Source organism: Oleiphilus sp. HI0125, from assembly GCF_001635355.1.
The window spans coordinates 1-15351 of sequence record NZ_LWGF01001177.1 but is presented as its reverse complement, the minus strand read 5'-3'; the positions used below and the strand labels follow the sequence as shown (position 1 = coordinate 15351).

Below are 15351 nucleotides of genomic sequence, written 5' to 3'. Positions count from 1 at the left end.
CTAATTCATTACCTCCTTAAAATCAGAGCTTTATAAGAGTAAGCAGTGATACCCGCCGCTCGCGCGGTTATCACAGCCGACCTGTAGATATAATTTGAACCTACACAACTCGACCTCTCGAAGCAGGTGCGATCAAAGCGTTAAGGTCTGCAATCTTCTTCGAAGCGGGCATGGTGAACTGCGAAGCACTAACAGCGGCTTTTGTCTAGTTCCGAGCATTACACTTTAAACAATAGATTGCCGCCTTCGCGGCAATGACGGACTGGAACGAAGGGATAACCCCGTCGAGCGCGCAAGCGATCCGGGTCGCCTTTGGGGTGTTGGGGTCTTTGGCGAGACAAAGACCCCGACCTGCCGTCGGCCAGCGCCGACAGGAAAAGAAGAGTTAAGTTAAAGCCATCCCAGAAAACGCCCAATGACAGGTATTATCTAGCCCCGTGCTTTCCGCCTAAACAATAGATGATGCGCTCCGCTTACCCTTCGGGCCGACCATTGGTCGTTCAACGCGCTAAAACGCTTTTGTCCCGCCTGCGCGGGAATGATAATGAATTGAGCTCAAAAATTGGTTAAAACTCAAAGCAAAGCGTCATGAAAGCAGCAAAGACAAGGTAAAAATGCGCGAAAACGCGGAGTTTATAAATCCATAAATATTCGCTTCGCTCACCCTACGGGCCGCACTAAAGTGCGTTCTGGCAAAGCCAGTGAGCAGTTTGAGCGCATATTTAACGCAGTATTTGCAATTGGAATAGCTTTGAATGAGTTTTTAAGCGCGGTGCTCAGAAGCTAAGTACTCCTCACTCTGCATCTCAAGCAATCGACTCTCGGTTCGCTCAAACTCAAAATTCAAACGACCACCTTCGTATAAGGCATGAATCGGCGCTGCAGCTGAAATAATCAGCTTTACGTTTCGATCATAGAATTCATCGATCAGATTGATAAAGCGTCGAGCTTGATCGTCATTCTCTGAGCCCATTGTTGGAACATCGCTCAAAATAACAGCGTGGAACTCGCGCGCGAGCTCGATGTAATCATTCTGACTTCTTGGGCCATCACATAGCTCCTTAAAGTCAAACCACACTACGTCATCAGCATGACGCAGAGCATTCAGCGGTCGCCCATTGATCGTCAACAACAGACCATGCTCACCCGCTTCTACTGCAAGTTGAGAGAAGTATTTCTCAAGATTGATATCTGCTTGCGCATCGAGAGGGTGATGGAATAGTTCAGCTTGCTGCAGAGTACGCAAACGATAGTCTGTTCCACCATCGACATTGACAACTTCGGTGTGTTTATTCACTAAGGCGATCGCTGGTAGGAAACGAGCTCTCTGCAAGCCGTCCTTATACAAGCCGTCAGGTACGATGTTTGACGTACAAACCAAACTCACACCGCGTGCAAACAAGGCTTCCATCAAGCCCGCAAGAATCATTGCATCACCGATATCAGAAACAAAAAATTCATCGAAACAAATGATGCGTGTTTCATCAGCTAAACGATCAGCAACAACCAATAGCGGGTCAGGCGTGTCGTTAAGCGTGGTCAGTTCAGCATGGACGCGCTGCATAAAGCGGTGAAAGTGAATACGCATCTTGCGATCAAAAGGTAGGCTTTCATAAAAGTTATCCATCAAGTAGGTCTTACCACGACCTACTCCGCCCCAAAAATACAAACCTTTTACGGGTTCGATATTCTTCTTTTTGAACTTCCCAAAAAAACGATAGGTTTTCTTTGCTCTTTGCTTCTCATCTTCGATCAGCGCGTCATACAAAGATTGCAGCTTTTCAACAGCCATACGCTGTGCTGGATCTTCCATAAATCCATCTTTTTGTAGATCACGTTCATATCGCTGAATAGGAGAAAGAGACGCTAAAGACATAAAACAACTCACCGTAAGGATTAAAGACAATCAAAGGATTGCAGCTACAATAAAAACGGCGCATATTCTGCCGTGATGCAAAGAGAAAGGCCAATATTTCTCATATTCTTGGAAAGCATACTGAGCAGTGTTGTCATGTAAGACAAAGGGTTTTAGTATCCAATCACGTCAATTAAAGAAACAAGCAGGTTATTTGTGACAGAAACGAGCATTCAAGTTATCGCAGCGTTAGGTTTATTTAGCTTAGGATTAGTTATCGGCGTTCTCGTGCAACGAAGCACTAAAGGCGATGGCCGAAAGATTGCTCGCCTCCAAGCAAAACTCAACGAAACCGAAGAACGCTTTACGCGTTATCAAGCCGATGTAACTGCCCATTTCATGGACACTGCACGCAAGGTGCAAACACTGAATAAAAGCTACAAAGACGTTCACGAACAACTTGCGAGTGGTGCTCGTAAGTTGTGCGAAGATGACGAGATAGAAAGCGTGTTATCGCTAAGCTTTAACGCAAGCAAAACGCCCTCTCACCGAGGCCACACGATCGACATAGCTAATAATGACGTTACACCACCAATGGATTACGCACCGAAAGATAAGCCTGAAGAAGAAGGTACGCTGTCTGAGGGTTATGGCTTTGAAGGGCAACAAAATACGCCTAATGAATTTAACGAAGATTTAGAGCAGCAATATAAAGGCGAAGAACAAAAACGCCCAACGTCTGACGCTTAAGCGTCAGACTGGATTATCGATATCAACAAAAACGAAATCGAGATCAAACTTATCCTGTAAATGCTCACCAAGCGCTTTTGCGCCATATCGTTCGGTAGCATGATGGCCAGCCGAGATATAAGCCACTCCCGTTTCACGCGCAATGTGCACAGTCGGTTCTGAAATCTCACCACTGATATATGCATCTACACCAAGCGCAACTGCCTTATCAATCATGCTCTGCGCACCACCGGTACACCAAGCAACCGTTTTGATTTCTTTATCTGAAGCACCAATACTCAGCGCATCACGTCCCAACACAGCGCTCACATGCTTAGTTAAATCGCTTAACACCATAGGTGTTGGTAGAGAACCCACTAACCCAACACTAAACTTATTATCTGGTTCCATCCCGCCGCTGGTTTCGAAACCAAGCAAACGACCTAACTCGGCATTATTGCCCAGTGCAGGATGCACATCTAACGGAAGGTGATACGCAAATAGATTAATATCGTGATCAAGTAAGGCCTTAATTCGATTGCGCTTAATACCCGTAATAGCCTCTGACTCACCTTTCCAGAAGTAACCGTGATGAACCAAGATCGCATCGGCGTTTTCTTTGATGGCAACATCAATTAGATCTTGAGACGCAGTCACACCACCGACGATTTTTGAAATCTGGCTAGCACCTTCGACTTGAAGACCATTTGGGCAATAGTCTCGAACACTCGAGATACTGAGAAGGTCTGCTAAATATTTCTCTAACTCAATACGTTCGATCATTTCTTGCCCTCCGAAATCCCTAAGCCAATGCTTTCTTAAGCGCCGCAATCATTTCTTCGTTTTGCTGGACAGTACCGACCGTTAATCGCAAACACTCAGCTAGTAGAGGATGCCCTCCATCCAAACACTTTATGAGCACGCCCTGAGTCTTCATTGCTTCAAAAACACTTCGTGCTCCACCATTACTGCAGCGCACGAGCACGAAATTCGCTTCGCTAGGGAAAACTTCCAGACCATCAATATCCGCCAAGGAAGCGAGTAACTCAGATCGAGCAGTCTTAAGCAACTCACATTGAGCCGCTAGTTTGTCATAGTGCTTGATAGCTAAACTAGCGCTGGCCTGTGTTAACACATTGATATTGTATGGCAAACGAAGCTTCTCAAATTCTTTAAGCCAATTACTGCTACCCACCATGAAGCCAAGACGCAAACCTGCTAAACCGACCTTCGAGAAGGTTCGCATTACAACAACATTTGGGTAACGCGACACGTAAGACAATAAGTCACTATCGGTAAATGCCATGTAGGCTTCATCAAGCACAACAAGGCCATTTGCGGCGTCGATAATCGCCTGCAAGTCTTCTTCAGAGAACACATTGCCTGTCGGGTTATTAGGCGCAGCTAAAAAGATAAGAGCTGGGTCATGCTCTTGAATTGCCGATAAGGTAGCGGCTAGATTAATTGAGAAATCGGCGTTCAGATCCACGCCAGTATATGGCACACCAACAAAAGCCGAGATCATTTTGTACATCACAAAACTTGGCTCAACTGCCAACACGCCACGTTCAGGTGTAGAAAGCGCCATAGCTAGGATTTGGATAATTTCATCGGACCCGTTACCAAGCAATATGTCCAAATCAAAACCCGATTGCTCTTGCAAAGCATCTAGCTTTAACAACTCGCGGATGCCTGCCTTTAACTCCGCGCAAGACGGATCAGGATAACGATTAACATCCAAACCTTTAAGTGTTTCGAACCATTCTTGTTGTAATTCACCGGGCCATAGATTGGGATTTTCCATGGCATCCATTTTCAACAAACCGGAAGAATCTGGAACATAATAAGAGTGCATCGCCCTGATTTCAGGTCGAACCAAGGTTTCAACAAGTGCTGCACTTTGAAGAGGAAGAGAATTAGACATATAACTACCTGCTTAAGGCTTGGCGTAGGCGTCGATCCTGTCATCACGACGCCCTATCAAATTTATTCTTTAATACGATATTCCGCAGAACGTGCGTGCGCTTCAAGACCTTCTCCGCGCGCCAATACAGACGCTACCTTGCCTTGATCACTCGCCCCTTGCTCAGAGAAGTAGATCAACGATGAGCGTTTCTGGAAGTCATACACACCTAGAGGAGATGAAAAACGCGCGGTTCCCGAAGTTGGTAGAACGTGGTTTGGCCCGGCGCAATAATCGCCTAAGGCCTCAGCCGTATAACGCCCCATAAAGATCGCCCCTGCATGCTTAATATGCTGAGCTAAGGCTTCTGGATCTTCAACCGACAACTCTAAGTGCTCTGGCGCGATGGTGTTACTAACTTCAGCCGCTTGCTCAAGAGATTCAACCTGAATTAATGCCGCTCTATCCTCGATGGATGCACGAATAATATCTTTGCGCTCCATGCCATCGATTAGCTTATTGATACTAGATTCGACAGCATCGAGATAATCAGCATCGTCTGAGATCAAAATTGATTGCGCATTTTCGTCGTGTTCTGCTTGAGAGAACAGATCCATCGCAATCCAATCAGGGTCGGTCTTACCGTCACAAATAACAAGAATCTCGGAAGGACCTGCGATCATATCAATACCGACTTGGCCAAAGACTTCACGCTTCGCTGTGGCAACAAAGATGTTTCCTGGGCCAACAATTTTATCAACCGCTGGAATCGTCTCTGTACCATACGCTAATGCTGCAACAGCTTGTGCACCACCGATCGTGAATACGCGATCTACGCCACAGACAGCTGCAGCCGCCAGCACAAGCTGATTCACCTCGCCGCCTGGAGTAGGCACCACCATCACGACTTCTTCAACACCAGCAACCTTCGCTGGAATCGCATTCATCAACACAGATGATGGATAAGCCGCTTTACCACCCGGAACGTACAATCCAGCACGATCTACAGGCAAAACTCGTTGACCAAGTTTGGTACCATCCGCCTCAGTAAATTCCCAAGAACTGCCACCCTGCGCTTGTTTTTCATGATAACTACGTACACGCGCTGCAGCTTGTTGCAGAGCTTCGCGTTGATCCGTAGGCAAGCCTTCTAAAGCTTCTTGCAAACGAGATTGAGGCATTTCAAGTTCTGACAATGCGCTAGCTCCAACTTGATCGAAGCGATTCGTCAACTCAAGAACAGCTTCGTCGCCGCGCTTACGCACATCTGAGATAATATCTTTAACTGTACGATGCACAGACTCATCAAGCGCCTCATCCCAAGCGACTAGATCTGCCAGCTTGTCATTAAAATCCGAATCTTTCGAACTTAAGCGTTTGATAGTTAACATAAAATCTCCAAAAACAACTTCTATTTCTCAACAACTACAGGCGTTTTTCAACAGCCTTTGCAAGCAACTCAATAATTGGTTGGATTTGTGCGTGCTTCATTTTCATAGACGCACGATTAACAACTAAGCGAGTACTAATATCGTGAATATGTTCGCGTGGCTCTAGACCATTGGCTTTGAGCGTGTTTCCTGTATCGACGATATCAACGATCTCATCAGCAAGATCAAGTATCGGAGCGAGTTCCATTGCACCATACAATTTAATTATGTCGGCTTGAACGCCCTGTTCCGCGTAAAACTTCTTCGCCAAATTAACGAACTTCGTTGCAACTCGAATTCGACCGGCTGGCGTGTCTTCGCCTTTCTTACCGGCTGTCATCAAACGACACTTAGCAATATGCAGATCTAAAGGCTCATACAAACCTTCAGCGCCGTGCTCCATTAGCACGTCTTTACCTGTCACACCGATATCAGCACCACCATACTGAACATAAGATGGAACATCAGTCGCGCGAATAATAATGAACTTAATATTTTCTACCGTTGTATCAAAAATTAGCTTACGACTAGAGCTTAAGTCCTCTAGAGGCTCAACACCCGCTTCCGCTAACAACGGTAAGGTTTCTTTCAAAATACGCCCTTTAGATAGAGCGATGATCAATGAATCAGACATTCTTTAAATCCGCTATGCAATCAATAAAACCGAGCATTAACCCGGTAGACGCTGGATTTTACCGCCCAGCAATTGCAGTTTTTCTTCAATACATTCGTAACCACGATCGATGTGGTATATGCGATCAACTAAGGTGTTTCCATCAGCCAGTAATCCTGCGATTACAAGACTTGCAGAAGCACGCAAATCTGTTGCCATAACCGGCGCTGCATGAAGTTTTTCAACGCCTGTAATAATCGCAGTGTTGCCTTCGACCTTAATATCAGCGCCCATACGCTGTAGCTCTTGCACGTGCATGAAACGATTTTCAAAAATTGTTTCGGTAATTGAGCCTGAACCTTCAGCGACGCAATTCATTGATACGAATTGCGCTTGCATATCCGTGGGAAAAGCAGGATAAGGCGCTGTTTTAACCGAAACTGCTTTCGGACGTTTACCCTTCATATCTAGTTCGATCCAGTCTTCACCCGTTGTGATTTCTGCACCCGCTTCTTCAAGCTTAACTAATACAGCATCTAGTAAATCTGCTCGTGTATCTTTTAGTTTAACGCGACCGCGTGTTGCTGCTGCTGCAACGAGGTATGTTCCAGTCTCTACACGATCCGGCATTACGTCATAATGCGTGCCTTTTAGGCTCTCGACACCTTCCACTTCAATAACATCAGTACCATGGCCTGTGATCTTGGCACCCATTGCGATCAAGCATTCTGCCAAATCGACAACTTCTGGCTCTCTCGCAGCGTTTTTCAGGATCGTTTTGCCTTCAGCAAGCGCAGCAGCCATTAATAAGTTTTCAGTACCTGTTACGGTGATGACATCGAATACGATGGTTGCGCCTTTCAAGCGTCCGTTTGAGCTTGCCTTGATATAGCCATCTTCAACTACTATATCCGCACCCATTGCCTGCAAACCCTTGATGTGCAGATCAACAGGTCGACTACCAATTGCACATCCGCCTGGTAACGAAACGTGTGCTTTACCGAAATGAGCTAACAAAGGACCAAGCACCAAGATAGAGGCGCGCATAGTTTTGACTAGATCATAGGGCGCAGTTAAGTCTTGAATCGTTGTCGCATTGACTTCGACGCTCAATTTCTCGTCAATCAATAACTCAACACCCATACGTCCCATCAATTCAATCATCGTGGTGATGTCATGAAGATGTGGCAAGTTGCCAATCGAAACAGGTTCATCGGCGAGCAAAGTTGCCGCGAGAATTGGTAAGGCTGCGTTTTTTGCGCCAGAGATGCGAATTTCGCCATCTAACGCGACACCGCCGCCAATCATTAATTTATCCATAGTTGCCTTGTCGTTTTAACTCGAATCGCTTAGCTGTTTTGTTCAGCCCATTCTTCAGGAGTGTAGGTTTGCATAATCACCGCGTGGATCGTTCCATCAACGATATGAGCATTTAAACATCCGTAAACGAGTTGTTGCCTTTTTACTTTATTGAGGCCTGCGAACTCTTGACCAACAGCTCTGAGCTGATAGTGATAACCATCTGTTTCAACAACGACATCCATTTCAGGGTATTGCGCTTTGACGAGCGCTTCAACTTCGCTTGCTTGCATACAAACAACCTGTAAATCTTAAAAATATAGAGAAGAATCGGCCGCGTATGATACAGGATTCACCGCAAGCACTAAAGAAGAAGCTAAGAATTTAGCTTTAAAAGAAAAGAAAGGCCTAATGGCTGAAAATAAACTCCATGCCGCCTACTCGCGCCATATCGAATAAACGAGACGGAGCATTAACAAAATTAAGCTCAACACCGCATTGCTTTGCCGTGCGCAAGAGGCACAAACAGAGTGAAAGTACTTCACTATTGAATGTGGTCAGGTTTTCTAAATTAAGCGACATTGCTGCTGCAGAAGAGGATTTAACATACTCTTCAAGCTGCGTTCTCGCTTCAATAGTTTGTCCACGATCAAACTCGCCGCTTAATACAAGCTCACTATCTGACATCGAAACCTGAAACATTAGCTCTCTTGCACCTCAGCCTGACTTGCAACAACTTCATCTACATCAATATTTAAATCGACTGACCAGTTGGCAATAACCTCATCTACGTCTCCTTTGCGCAAACGCATTTGAGCTTCGAACTTATCTCTGAAAGCCAAACCTATATTGATACCAAAAACAATAACGTTCTCCATCAACCATTGATCGCTTTTGTTTTTGTACATTGAATACGTTACTGGGTAGACATTTCCGCTTTGCGTAATCACTTCCATATCGACGGAAGCACGCTTATCACTGCGAGGATTCATCGTTGCCTTAACCACCTTCATATTGAAGGATCCTTGCTCGATAATAGCTCTCGTATAAGTCTGAAATAAACTTGACTTAAAAGCTTCGACAAAGCGATTACGCTGATCTTTATCTGCACGTTTTGCATATTTTCCCATCACGCGCGCAGCAATTCGACGAAAATCGATAATACCACTGACAGCCTTTTCCATGTTCGCGTAGAACACTTCTGGGTTTGTTTCGTAACCCTCTTTTTCCGCTTCAAAGGTCGCCAATATCTGAGCAACATTTTGCTCAACCGCTTGCTTTACAACATCCGATTCATCCGCATGAACCTTAGCTGTGAACATGGCAACGAGAAGGAAAACAACACCCGCCAATCGTGCACTAAACATATTTTCTCTCTTAAATGTCTGCTTGACCCGATGCGAATGCACCGATCAATTTTTCAAGATTTAAGGCTGACTGCGTATCAAAAATAGTATCGCCGTCTTGCAGATACTCTTCATCAGCACCAACACTTATTGCGACAAACTTATCTCCTAACAACCCAGAGGTTTGAATTGACGCAACACTATCAGTCGTCAAGTTATCGACTTCGGCGTAAATTTCCATTTCCACCAAAGCCATTGCAGATTCTTTATCAAGACTTACATCGCTCACGCGACCTATCGCCACACCAGCCATCGAGACACGTCCACGAACAGACAGACCACCCAGGTCATCAAATTGGGCATAGACTCGGTAAGAGTCTTTTTGTGAATCGAGCGACAGACCACTAACTTGCAATGCGAGAAACATCAGAGCGGCCATTCCTGCGACCATAAACAATCCCACAACTAATTCGACTGATTTGTTATACATACATATTCTCTTTTAGTTCCATCAAAGCGATCTTTACAGACCACCGAACATTACTGCAGTAAGCAGAAAGTCTAGACCAAGGATAGCTAATGACGAATAAACGACCGTTTTGGTCGTCGCATTACTAATTCCTTCAGAAGTTGGAATCAGATCATAACCTTGAAAAACCGCGATCCAAGTTACAACCAAACCAAACACTACAGCTTTTATCATGCCGTTGACCACGTCAGCATCAAACTCAACTGCCGACTGCATATTTGACCAGAACGCACCATCATATACGCCTAACCAGTCGACACTCACAAGCATCCCACCGAAAATCCCAACTGCGCTAAAAATTGCAGCTAGTATTGGCAAAGACATAAAACCCGCCCAAAAACGCGGTGCAATAATATGACGCATCGGGTCAACACCCATCATTTCAAGACTCGATAACTGCTCCGTTGCTTTCATCAACCCGATCTCTGCCGTTAAAGCAGAACCAGCTCGCCCAGCAAAAAGAAGCGCAGTCACGACAGGCCCCAACTCCCTTACAAGTGTTAACGCGACCATTTGCCCTACCGCTTGCTCTGAGCCGTAGTCCACCAAAATGCTATAACCCTGAAGGCCGAGAACCATGCCGATAAACATGCCAGACACAATGATAATAATGAGAGAGAGCACCCCGACCTGATAGAACTGTTTCACCAACAGCCCCACCCCTTTACGAGTGAAACTTAAACCCATAATGGCGCGTAATAAAAACACACCCGAACGGCCGAGCGCCGAAATAAATTCAATACCTGTACGCCCGAGCTTTTGAATGGACTTAACCACGACCACCCCCTAAACCGAGCAGGTCCGAATCATCTACACCGAGCAAGTCATCTTTATAATCTCGCGCAGGAAAATGAAATGGCACAGGTCCATCAGGCAAACCGTTAACAAACTGCTTAACCAATGCAGAATCTGAACGACGCAATTCTTCAGGAGAGCCCGCTCCAATCACTCGACCATCGGCAATAACAATTGCGTGATCACAAATACTCAATGACTCAGCAATATCATGAGAGACAAGAACACTCGTGAGACCTAGGGTGTCGTTTAATAAACGAATTAGCTGCACAAGAACTCCCATTGCGATCGGATCCTGCCCCGCAAAAGGCTCGTCATACATAATTAAGGCAGGATCAAGAACGATTGAACGCGCGAGAGCAACACGACGAGTCATACCTCCAGAAAGCTCTGAAGGCTTCATATCACGCGCACCACGCAAACCCACAGCATTGAGCTTCATGATCACGATGTCACGAATCATATCCTCAGGAAGTTTAGTGTGGGCACGCAAAGGAAACGCGACGTTTTCATAGACGGTCAAATCAGAAAAAAGCGCCCCACTCTGAAAAAGCATGCCCATTTTGGCGCGCGCTTTAAATAACTCGTCGCGACCTAAGGTTTGGAAGTCTTGGCCATCTACCAATACTCGACCACCCTCTGGTCGCAGCTGACCACCAATGAGCTTGAGGAGTGTTGTTTTACCAATACCACTAGGCCCCATAATCGCCGTCACTTTTCCTCTCGGAATGCTCAGACTGAGGCCATTAAAGATTTTTCTATACCCGCGGGAGAAGCTAAGATTTTCGACTTCTATATAGGAGGACAAGCGATTTCCTAATTTATTCTAGTGTTCCTTTGAGGCGTCTGATTGTAGCGACCTCAAGAAAGCATTTACAAGTAAAAACTAAACAAAGCAATTACAGGTCTTATTACTTGCACTGTACCGGTAAGTCTCGCAAAATGCGCGCTTTAACAAAACCTTATAAGAGCAATACCCATTGTTAGTATTCAGTTTAGCCGTAATTATCGGTTTGATAATTTTAATTTGGAGTGCGGACAAATTTGTTGAAGGTGCGGTAGCCACGGCACTCAACCTTGGCATGACACCGATGCTTGTTGGTCTAACCATCGTCGCATTTGGCACATCCGCTCCCGAGCTTATCGTATCAGGCATGGCAGCCCTCGAAGGAGCCAGCACACTCGCCGTTGGAAACGCTTTCGGCTCCAACATTGCGAACATAGCACTAGTGCTCGGTGTAACTACGCTCATTTCTGCTATTCCGATTAAGCTCGGAATACTAAAAATTGAACTACCTATACTTTTGATCGCAACAGCGCTCGCAACGATTGTCATCATCGACGGCCTGCTCGATTTCAACGATGGCTTGATCCTTATTGGCATACTCCTCATCTCGCTCATCGCACTCGCTAAACTCTCTTCCTCTTCTTCAGAATTACCTGAGGAAGTACAAGACAATGAACCCATGGCTCAAACCAAAGCGATCACGATTTTGGTCGGAAGCATTGCAGCCCTTATCTTAAGTTCAAGAATGCTCGTTTGGGGGGCAAGTGGCATAGCAAGTTCGCTTGGAATTAGCGATTTGATCATCGGTTTAACCATTGTCGCGATAGGTACAAGCTTGCCCGAATTAGCGGCATCGATTGCTAGCGCATTGAAGGGTCACCATGACCTTGCTCTTGGCAATATCATCGGCTCTAACTTATTTAACCTACTCGCAGTGCTAGCCATCCCAGCACTGATTGCACCGCCATTTATCGAGCAAGCAAACTTGATTCGCGACTATGGATTCATGTTCACGCTCACTTTCGGCCTTGCTCTTGTATGTTTTATCAACCACCTCTTTAAACGAGAGAAAATTGGAAAACTTGCCGGCACAGTGATGCTAAGCAGCTATATTATCTACCTATTCGTTCTTTATCAGGATTCAGCCAGCACAATTGCATGAATTATATAGACTCTGGAAAACGTACAATTGAAATCGAGCGCGATGCAGTAAACGCTTTGCTCGAACGAATCGATAGCTCATTCGAAAAAGCTTGTGAGTTAATGCTTCAGTGCTCTGGCCGAATTGTTGTGACAGGCATGGGCAAATCAGGTCATATCGCCAACAAAATTGCAGCCACTTTAGCAAGCACAGGCACACCTGCATTTTTCGTTCACCCCGGTGAAGCAAGCCATGGCGATCTAGGCATGATCACCAAACAAGATGTTGTGCTTGCCATTTCTAACTCGGGCCAGACGGAAGAAGTGGTAACTATTCTTCCTCTAATCAAACGCATGGGCGCGCCACTCATCAGCATGACAGGCAAGCAAAGCTCCGCACTCGCGACAGCTAGTGATGTTTCATTAGATATAAGCATCAGCAAAGAAGCTTGCCCCCTGGGACTTGCCCCAACATCAAGTACAACCGTGACGCTAGCCCTTGGTGACGCGCTTGCTGTTGCACTTCTTGAAGCTAGAGGCTTTTCAGAAGAAGACTTTGCCTTCTCTCATCCAGGCGGAAGCCTTGGGCGTAAGTTGCTATTGACTGTGGAGCAACTGATGCACACAGGTGACAGAATTCCAGAAGTCAGCCCTGCTACACCCCTGACCGAAGGGCTATTTGAAATATCGGATAAAGGCTTTGGCCTCACAGCGATTGTGAATGATGCTAAAGAGATTCAAGGCCTCTTCACAGACGGCGACCTTCGACGCGCCTTTGATGACAAGCTAGATCTTCACAACACAGAGATCTCAAAAGTAATGACCAAGAACTGCAAAACGATTCAGTCTAAGGCGCTCGCCGCCGAAGCATTGCAAGTCATGGAAGAATACAAGATCACAGGGCTTTTGGTATCTGATGAAGAGAACAAACTAGTTGGCGTGATCCATATGCACGACCTTTTGAAAGCGGGTGTCGTATGAACCATTCAATAAACGAAGCAGCGAAAAATGCTGCAAACAAGATCAAACTTTTAGGTCTCGACGTTGATGGCGTATTAAGCGACGGAAAAATTGTTTTTTCTGCTCAAGGCGACGAGCTAAAAGCGTTTTGCACACTCGACGGCCACGGCATTAAGCTCCTCCAACAAAACGGTATTGAAGTTGCCATTATTACGGGCAGGAACTCGCCTCTTGTCGCCCGCAGAGCAAGAGACTTAGGTATCAAGCATTTAGTTCAAGGACGCGAAGACAAAAAGATTGCACTTGATGATATTCGCCAAGAATTGGGACTCGACTGGGAGCAATGCGCCTATATGGGAGATGATTTGCCTGACCTATCTGCCATCAAGCACTGCGGCCTTGGCATCACCGTCCCGAACGCGCATAGCTTTGTGAAAGAACATGCAGACATGTGCACACAAACAAGCGGAGGCCATGGCGCCGTAAGAGAGGCATGCGACTTCATACTATCAGCGCAAGGTTTACTCGACGACATTCATCAATCATTTTTAAAAAAGTGATATGAGCAAAACCTTTAAACGATCAAAATTCTCATTATTGGCGGTCATCTTACTGGTCGGGGTAAGCCTGTTCTACACCAGCGACATTACACAAACTGAGACGCCAGAACTATTCAGCAATGAAAAGAAACCTTTTGCTTTCGCTAACAATACCTACCTACGGGAATTCGGAGAATCAGGCGAACTAGAACTAGAAGTCAAAGCAGATAAGTCTCTCTACTTTAAAGATGATGCCCTGATTACGACAGAATCTCCAACCATTTGGTATACCAATGAGCAAGGCGACAAATTAAGACTTAACGCAGAATCAGGGCAATTTAACGCCGATACTGGAAACCTATATCTAGAGGATCGGGTCAAGCTTTCTCGTACTAGCTCAGAAGGACAAATCACAACAATCCTTACCCAAGACCTGAATATCGATACACGCAATGACTTTATATCTACTGATCGCGAAGTTAGTATTACTCAGGATAAAAGCACGCTTAAATCTATCGGATTAGAAGCATCGCTCAACGATCGAAAAATCGAACTCTCTCAACGCGTTAGAGGTATTTATGACTTGGCGAATTAATAGCCTAGCTCTAGTCACTTTATTTTTACTCACTGCCACGCACAATGCTCACAGCATTGACGTAGATCGAACCCAACCTATTGAAATTGAATCCGACAGTGCCGTGATCGATGATTCACAGGGTTTTTCGACCTATCGCGGCAACGTTATCATTCGCCAGGGTTCGACAACACTCACCGCAGATAACATCAGTGTTTTTGCTCGTGAACGCGCCGTAACACAAATCATTGCGAATGGTACACCCGCGACATTCAAGCAAACAGACGCCAGTAGCAATATTCAAAACACCAGCGGCCAAGCTGAACAAATCACGTATAAAGCAAAAGATGCTGTTTTGATTTTTAACGGCAACGCCACACTCGCCCAGGACACCAATTCGTTTTCCGGAAATCGCATTGAATACGACATCATGGACAAAGCAATTCGCGCCAAAGGGGATCAAGATAGTGGCAAACGAGTGAAGATTCAGTACTTCCCTCAAGCATCTGAGCCTTCAAGTGAAAACTCCGATTCACAAACCAACGACAATCTAGACCAAGCGAATCCTAATGAAGACACTTCAAGCTAAGCATCTTGCTAAAGCCTACAAAAAACGACAAGTTGTTATCGACGTATCGCTTGAAATCAAAACAGGACAAATTGTTGGCTTGCTTGGTCCGAACGGCGCGGGTAAGACTACCTGCTTTTACATGATCGTTGGCCTAGTATCCAAGGATAAGGGCCAAATCCTCATTGATGACAGAGACATTAGCAACATGCCAATGCATGGGCGCGCAAAAGCCGGTATTGGTTACTTACCACAAGAAGCATCAATATTTCGAAAACTTACTG

At 45.6% G+C, this 15351-nt stretch carries 19 protein-coding genes; 7 read left to right on the top strand and 12 right to left on the bottom strand.

Features of this window, described 5'->3' with window-relative positions; all coding sequences use genetic code 11:
• Positions 1-763: 763 nt before the first annotated feature.
• Positions 764-1876 carry a cell division protein ZapE gene (gene zapE / locus A3762_RS20485; RefSeq protein ID WP_068757390.1) on the bottom strand — a complete coding sequence of 371 codons (1113 nt, stop codon included), beginning with the start codon at positions 1874-1876 and terminating at the stop codon, positions 764-766.
• Between the two features lie 195 nt (positions 1877-2071).
• Here zapE and A3762_RS20480 point away from each other — a divergent pair, with 195 nt between their 5' ends.
• Positions 2072-2605: a YhcB family protein gene (locus tag A3762_RS20480; protein WP_068757388.1), complete on the top strand. Its 534-nt coding sequence runs from the start codon at positions 2072-2074 to the stop codon at positions 2603-2605.
• 3 nt (positions 2606-2608) lie between these two features.
• On the opposite strand, the gene A3762_RS20475 is transcribed toward A3762_RS20480, so the two are convergent.
• From A3762_RS20475 to A3762_RS20425, 11 genes are all read right to left on the bottom strand, one after another.
• Positions 2609-3367, bottom strand: a complete 759-nt coding sequence (locus A3762_RS20475) for a Nif3-like dinuclear metal center hexameric protein (protein WP_068757386.1) — start codon at positions 3365-3367, stop codon at positions 2609-2611.
• Positions 3368-3386: 19 nt separating this feature from the next.
• On the bottom strand, positions 3387-4508 hold the full coding sequence (hisC, locus tag A3762_RS20470; protein ID WP_068757384.1) for a histidinol-phosphate transaminase: 1122 nt from the start codon (positions 4506-4508) through the stop codon (positions 3387-3389).
• Between the two features lie 62 nt (positions 4509-4570).
• Positions 4571-5878, bottom strand: coding sequence for a histidinol dehydrogenase (gene hisD / locus A3762_RS20465; RefSeq protein WP_068476207.1), 1308 nt, complete (start codon positions 5876-5878; stop codon positions 4571-4573).
• A gap of 34 nt (positions 5879-5912) precedes the next feature.
• Positions 5913-6551, bottom strand: coding sequence for an ATP phosphoribosyltransferase (gene hisG, locus A3762_RS20460; RefSeq protein WP_068476206.1), 639 nt, complete (start codon positions 6549-6551; stop codon positions 5913-5915).
• A gap of 36 nt (positions 6552-6587) precedes the next feature.
• The gene (murA, locus tag A3762_RS20455; RefSeq protein ID WP_068476205.1) at positions 6588-7850 is read right to left on the bottom strand and encodes a UDP-N-acetylglucosamine 1-carboxyvinyltransferase; all 1263 of its coding nucleotides are present in this window, start codon (positions 7848-7850) and stop codon (positions 6588-6590) included.
• Positions 7851-7879: 29 nt separating this feature from the next.
• On the bottom strand, positions 7880-8122 hold the full coding sequence (locus A3762_RS20450) for a BolA family protein (RefSeq protein WP_068475162.1): 243 nt from the start codon (positions 8120-8122) through the stop codon (positions 7880-7882).
• Positions 8123-8237: 115 nt separating this feature from the next.
• A complete protein-coding gene (locus tag A3762_RS20445) occupies positions 8238-8531 on the bottom strand; it encodes an STAS domain-containing protein (protein ID WP_068475094.1) in 294 nt (97 codons plus the stop codon).
• Positions 8531-9196, bottom strand: a complete 666-nt coding sequence (locus tag A3762_RS20440) for a phospholipid-binding protein MlaC (RefSeq protein ID WP_068757382.1) — start codon at positions 9194-9196, stop codon at positions 8531-8533. The genes A3762_RS20445 and A3762_RS20440 overlap by 1 nt, the downstream gene beginning before the upstream one ends.
• 10 nt (positions 9197-9206) lie before the next feature.
• Entirely contained in the window at positions 9207-9665 is a 459-nt protein-coding gene (gene mlaD / locus A3762_RS20435; protein WP_068757380.1) for an outer membrane lipid asymmetry maintenance protein MlaD, read from the bottom strand.
• Positions 9666-9698: 33 nt separating this feature from the next.
• Positions 9699-10481 (bottom strand): lipid asymmetry maintenance ABC transporter permease subunit MlaE, encoded by a 783-nt coding sequence (mlaE, locus tag A3762_RS20430; RefSeq protein ID WP_068757378.1) that lies wholly within the window; start codon positions 10479-10481, stop codon positions 9699-9701.
• Positions 10474-11307 carry an ABC transporter ATP-binding protein gene (locus tag A3762_RS20425; RefSeq protein WP_068757376.1) on the bottom strand — a complete coding sequence of 278 codons (834 nt, stop codon included), beginning with the start codon at positions 11305-11307 and terminating at the stop codon, positions 10474-10476. Before A3762_RS20425 ends, mlaE begins: the two co-directional genes overlap by 8 nt.
• A 172-nt stretch (positions 11308-11479) precedes the next feature.
• On the opposite strand from A3762_RS20425, the gene A3762_RS20420 reads away from it, so the two are divergent.
• The 6 genes from A3762_RS20420 to A3762_RS20395 all read left to right on the top strand — a co-directional run.
• Complete coding sequence (locus A3762_RS20420) at positions 11480-12448, top strand: calcium/sodium antiporter (protein WP_068476096.1); 969 nt, start codon at positions 11480-11482, stop codon at positions 12446-12448.
• Positions 12445-13407 (top strand): KpsF/GutQ family sugar-phosphate isomerase, encoded by a 963-nt coding sequence (locus A3762_RS20415; protein ID WP_068757375.1) that lies wholly within the window; start codon positions 12445-12447, stop codon positions 13405-13407. The genes A3762_RS20420 and A3762_RS20415 overlap by 4 nt, the downstream gene beginning before the upstream one ends.
• A complete protein-coding gene (locus A3762_RS20410) occupies positions 13404-13946 on the top strand; it encodes an HAD family hydrolase (protein WP_068476098.1) in 543 nt (180 codons plus the stop codon). Before A3762_RS20415 ends, A3762_RS20410 begins: the two co-directional genes overlap by 4 nt.
• A 1-nt stretch (position 13947) precedes the next feature.
• The gene (gene lptC, locus A3762_RS20405; protein WP_068476099.1) at positions 13948-14520 is read left to right on the top strand and encodes an LPS export ABC transporter periplasmic protein LptC; all 573 of its coding nucleotides are present in this window, start codon (positions 13948-13950) and stop codon (positions 14518-14520) included.
• Positions 14504-15088: a lipopolysaccharide transport periplasmic protein LptA gene (lptA, locus tag A3762_RS20400; protein ID WP_068502532.1), complete on the top strand. Its 585-nt coding sequence runs from the start codon at positions 14504-14506 to the stop codon at positions 15086-15088. Before lptC ends, lptA begins: the two co-directional genes overlap by 17 nt.
• On the top strand, positions 15069-15351 hold a 283-nt coding region (locus A3762_RS20395), incomplete at its 3' end, for an ATP-binding cassette domain-containing protein (protein WP_156493631.1). The genes lptA and A3762_RS20395, both read left to right, overlap by 20 nt.

Coding starts and splice junctions, on each gene's coding strand:
- zapE (WP_068757390.1), bottom strand. CDS start 1,876: ATGTCTTTAGCGTCTCTTTCTCCTATTCAGCGATATGAACGTGATCTA.
- A3762_RS20475 (WP_068757386.1), bottom strand. CDS start 3,367: ATGATCGAACGTATTGAGTTAGAGAAATATTTAGCAGACCTTCTCAGT.
- hisC (WP_068757384.1), bottom strand. CDS start 4,508: ATGTCTAATTCTCTTCCTCTTCAAAGTGCAGCACTTGTTGAAACCTTG.
- hisD (WP_068476207.1), bottom strand. CDS start 5,878: ATGTTAACTATCAAACGCTTAAGTTCGAAAGATTCGGATTTTAATGAC.
- hisG (WP_068476206.1), bottom strand. CDS start 6,551: ATGTCTGATTCATTGATCATCGCTCTATCTAAAGGGCGTATTTTGAAA.
- murA (WP_068476205.1), bottom strand. CDS start 7,850: ATGGATAAATTAATGATTGGCGGCGGTGTCGCGTTAGATGGCGAAATT.
- A3762_RS20450 (WP_068475162.1), bottom strand. CDS start 8,122: ATGCAAGCAAGCGAAGTTGAAGCGCTCGTCAAAGCGCAATACCCTGAA.
- A3762_RS20445 (WP_068475094.1), bottom strand. CDS start 8,531: ATGTTTCAGGTTTCGATGTCAGATAGTGAGCTTGTATTAAGCGGCGAG.
- A3762_RS20440 (WP_068757382.1), bottom strand. CDS start 9,196: ATGTTTAGTGCACGATTGGCGGGTGTTGTTTTCCTTCTCGTTGCCATG.
- mlaD (WP_068757380.1), bottom strand. CDS start 9,665: ATGTATAACAAATCAGTCGAATTAGTTGTGGGATTGTTTATGGTCGCA.
- A3762_RS20415 (WP_068757375.1), top strand. CDS start 12,445: ATGAATTATATAGACTCTGGAAAACGTACAATTGAAATCGAGCGCGAT.
- A3762_RS20410 (WP_068476098.1), top strand. CDS start 13,404: ATGAACCATTCAATAAACGAAGCAGCGAAAAATGCTGCAAACAAGATC.
- lptC (WP_068476099.1), top strand. CDS start 13,948: ATGAGCAAAACCTTTAAACGATCAAAATTCTCATTATTGGCGGTCATC.
- lptA (WP_068502532.1), top strand. CDS start 14,504: ATGACTTGGCGAATTAATAGCCTAGCTCTAGTCACTTTATTTTTACTC.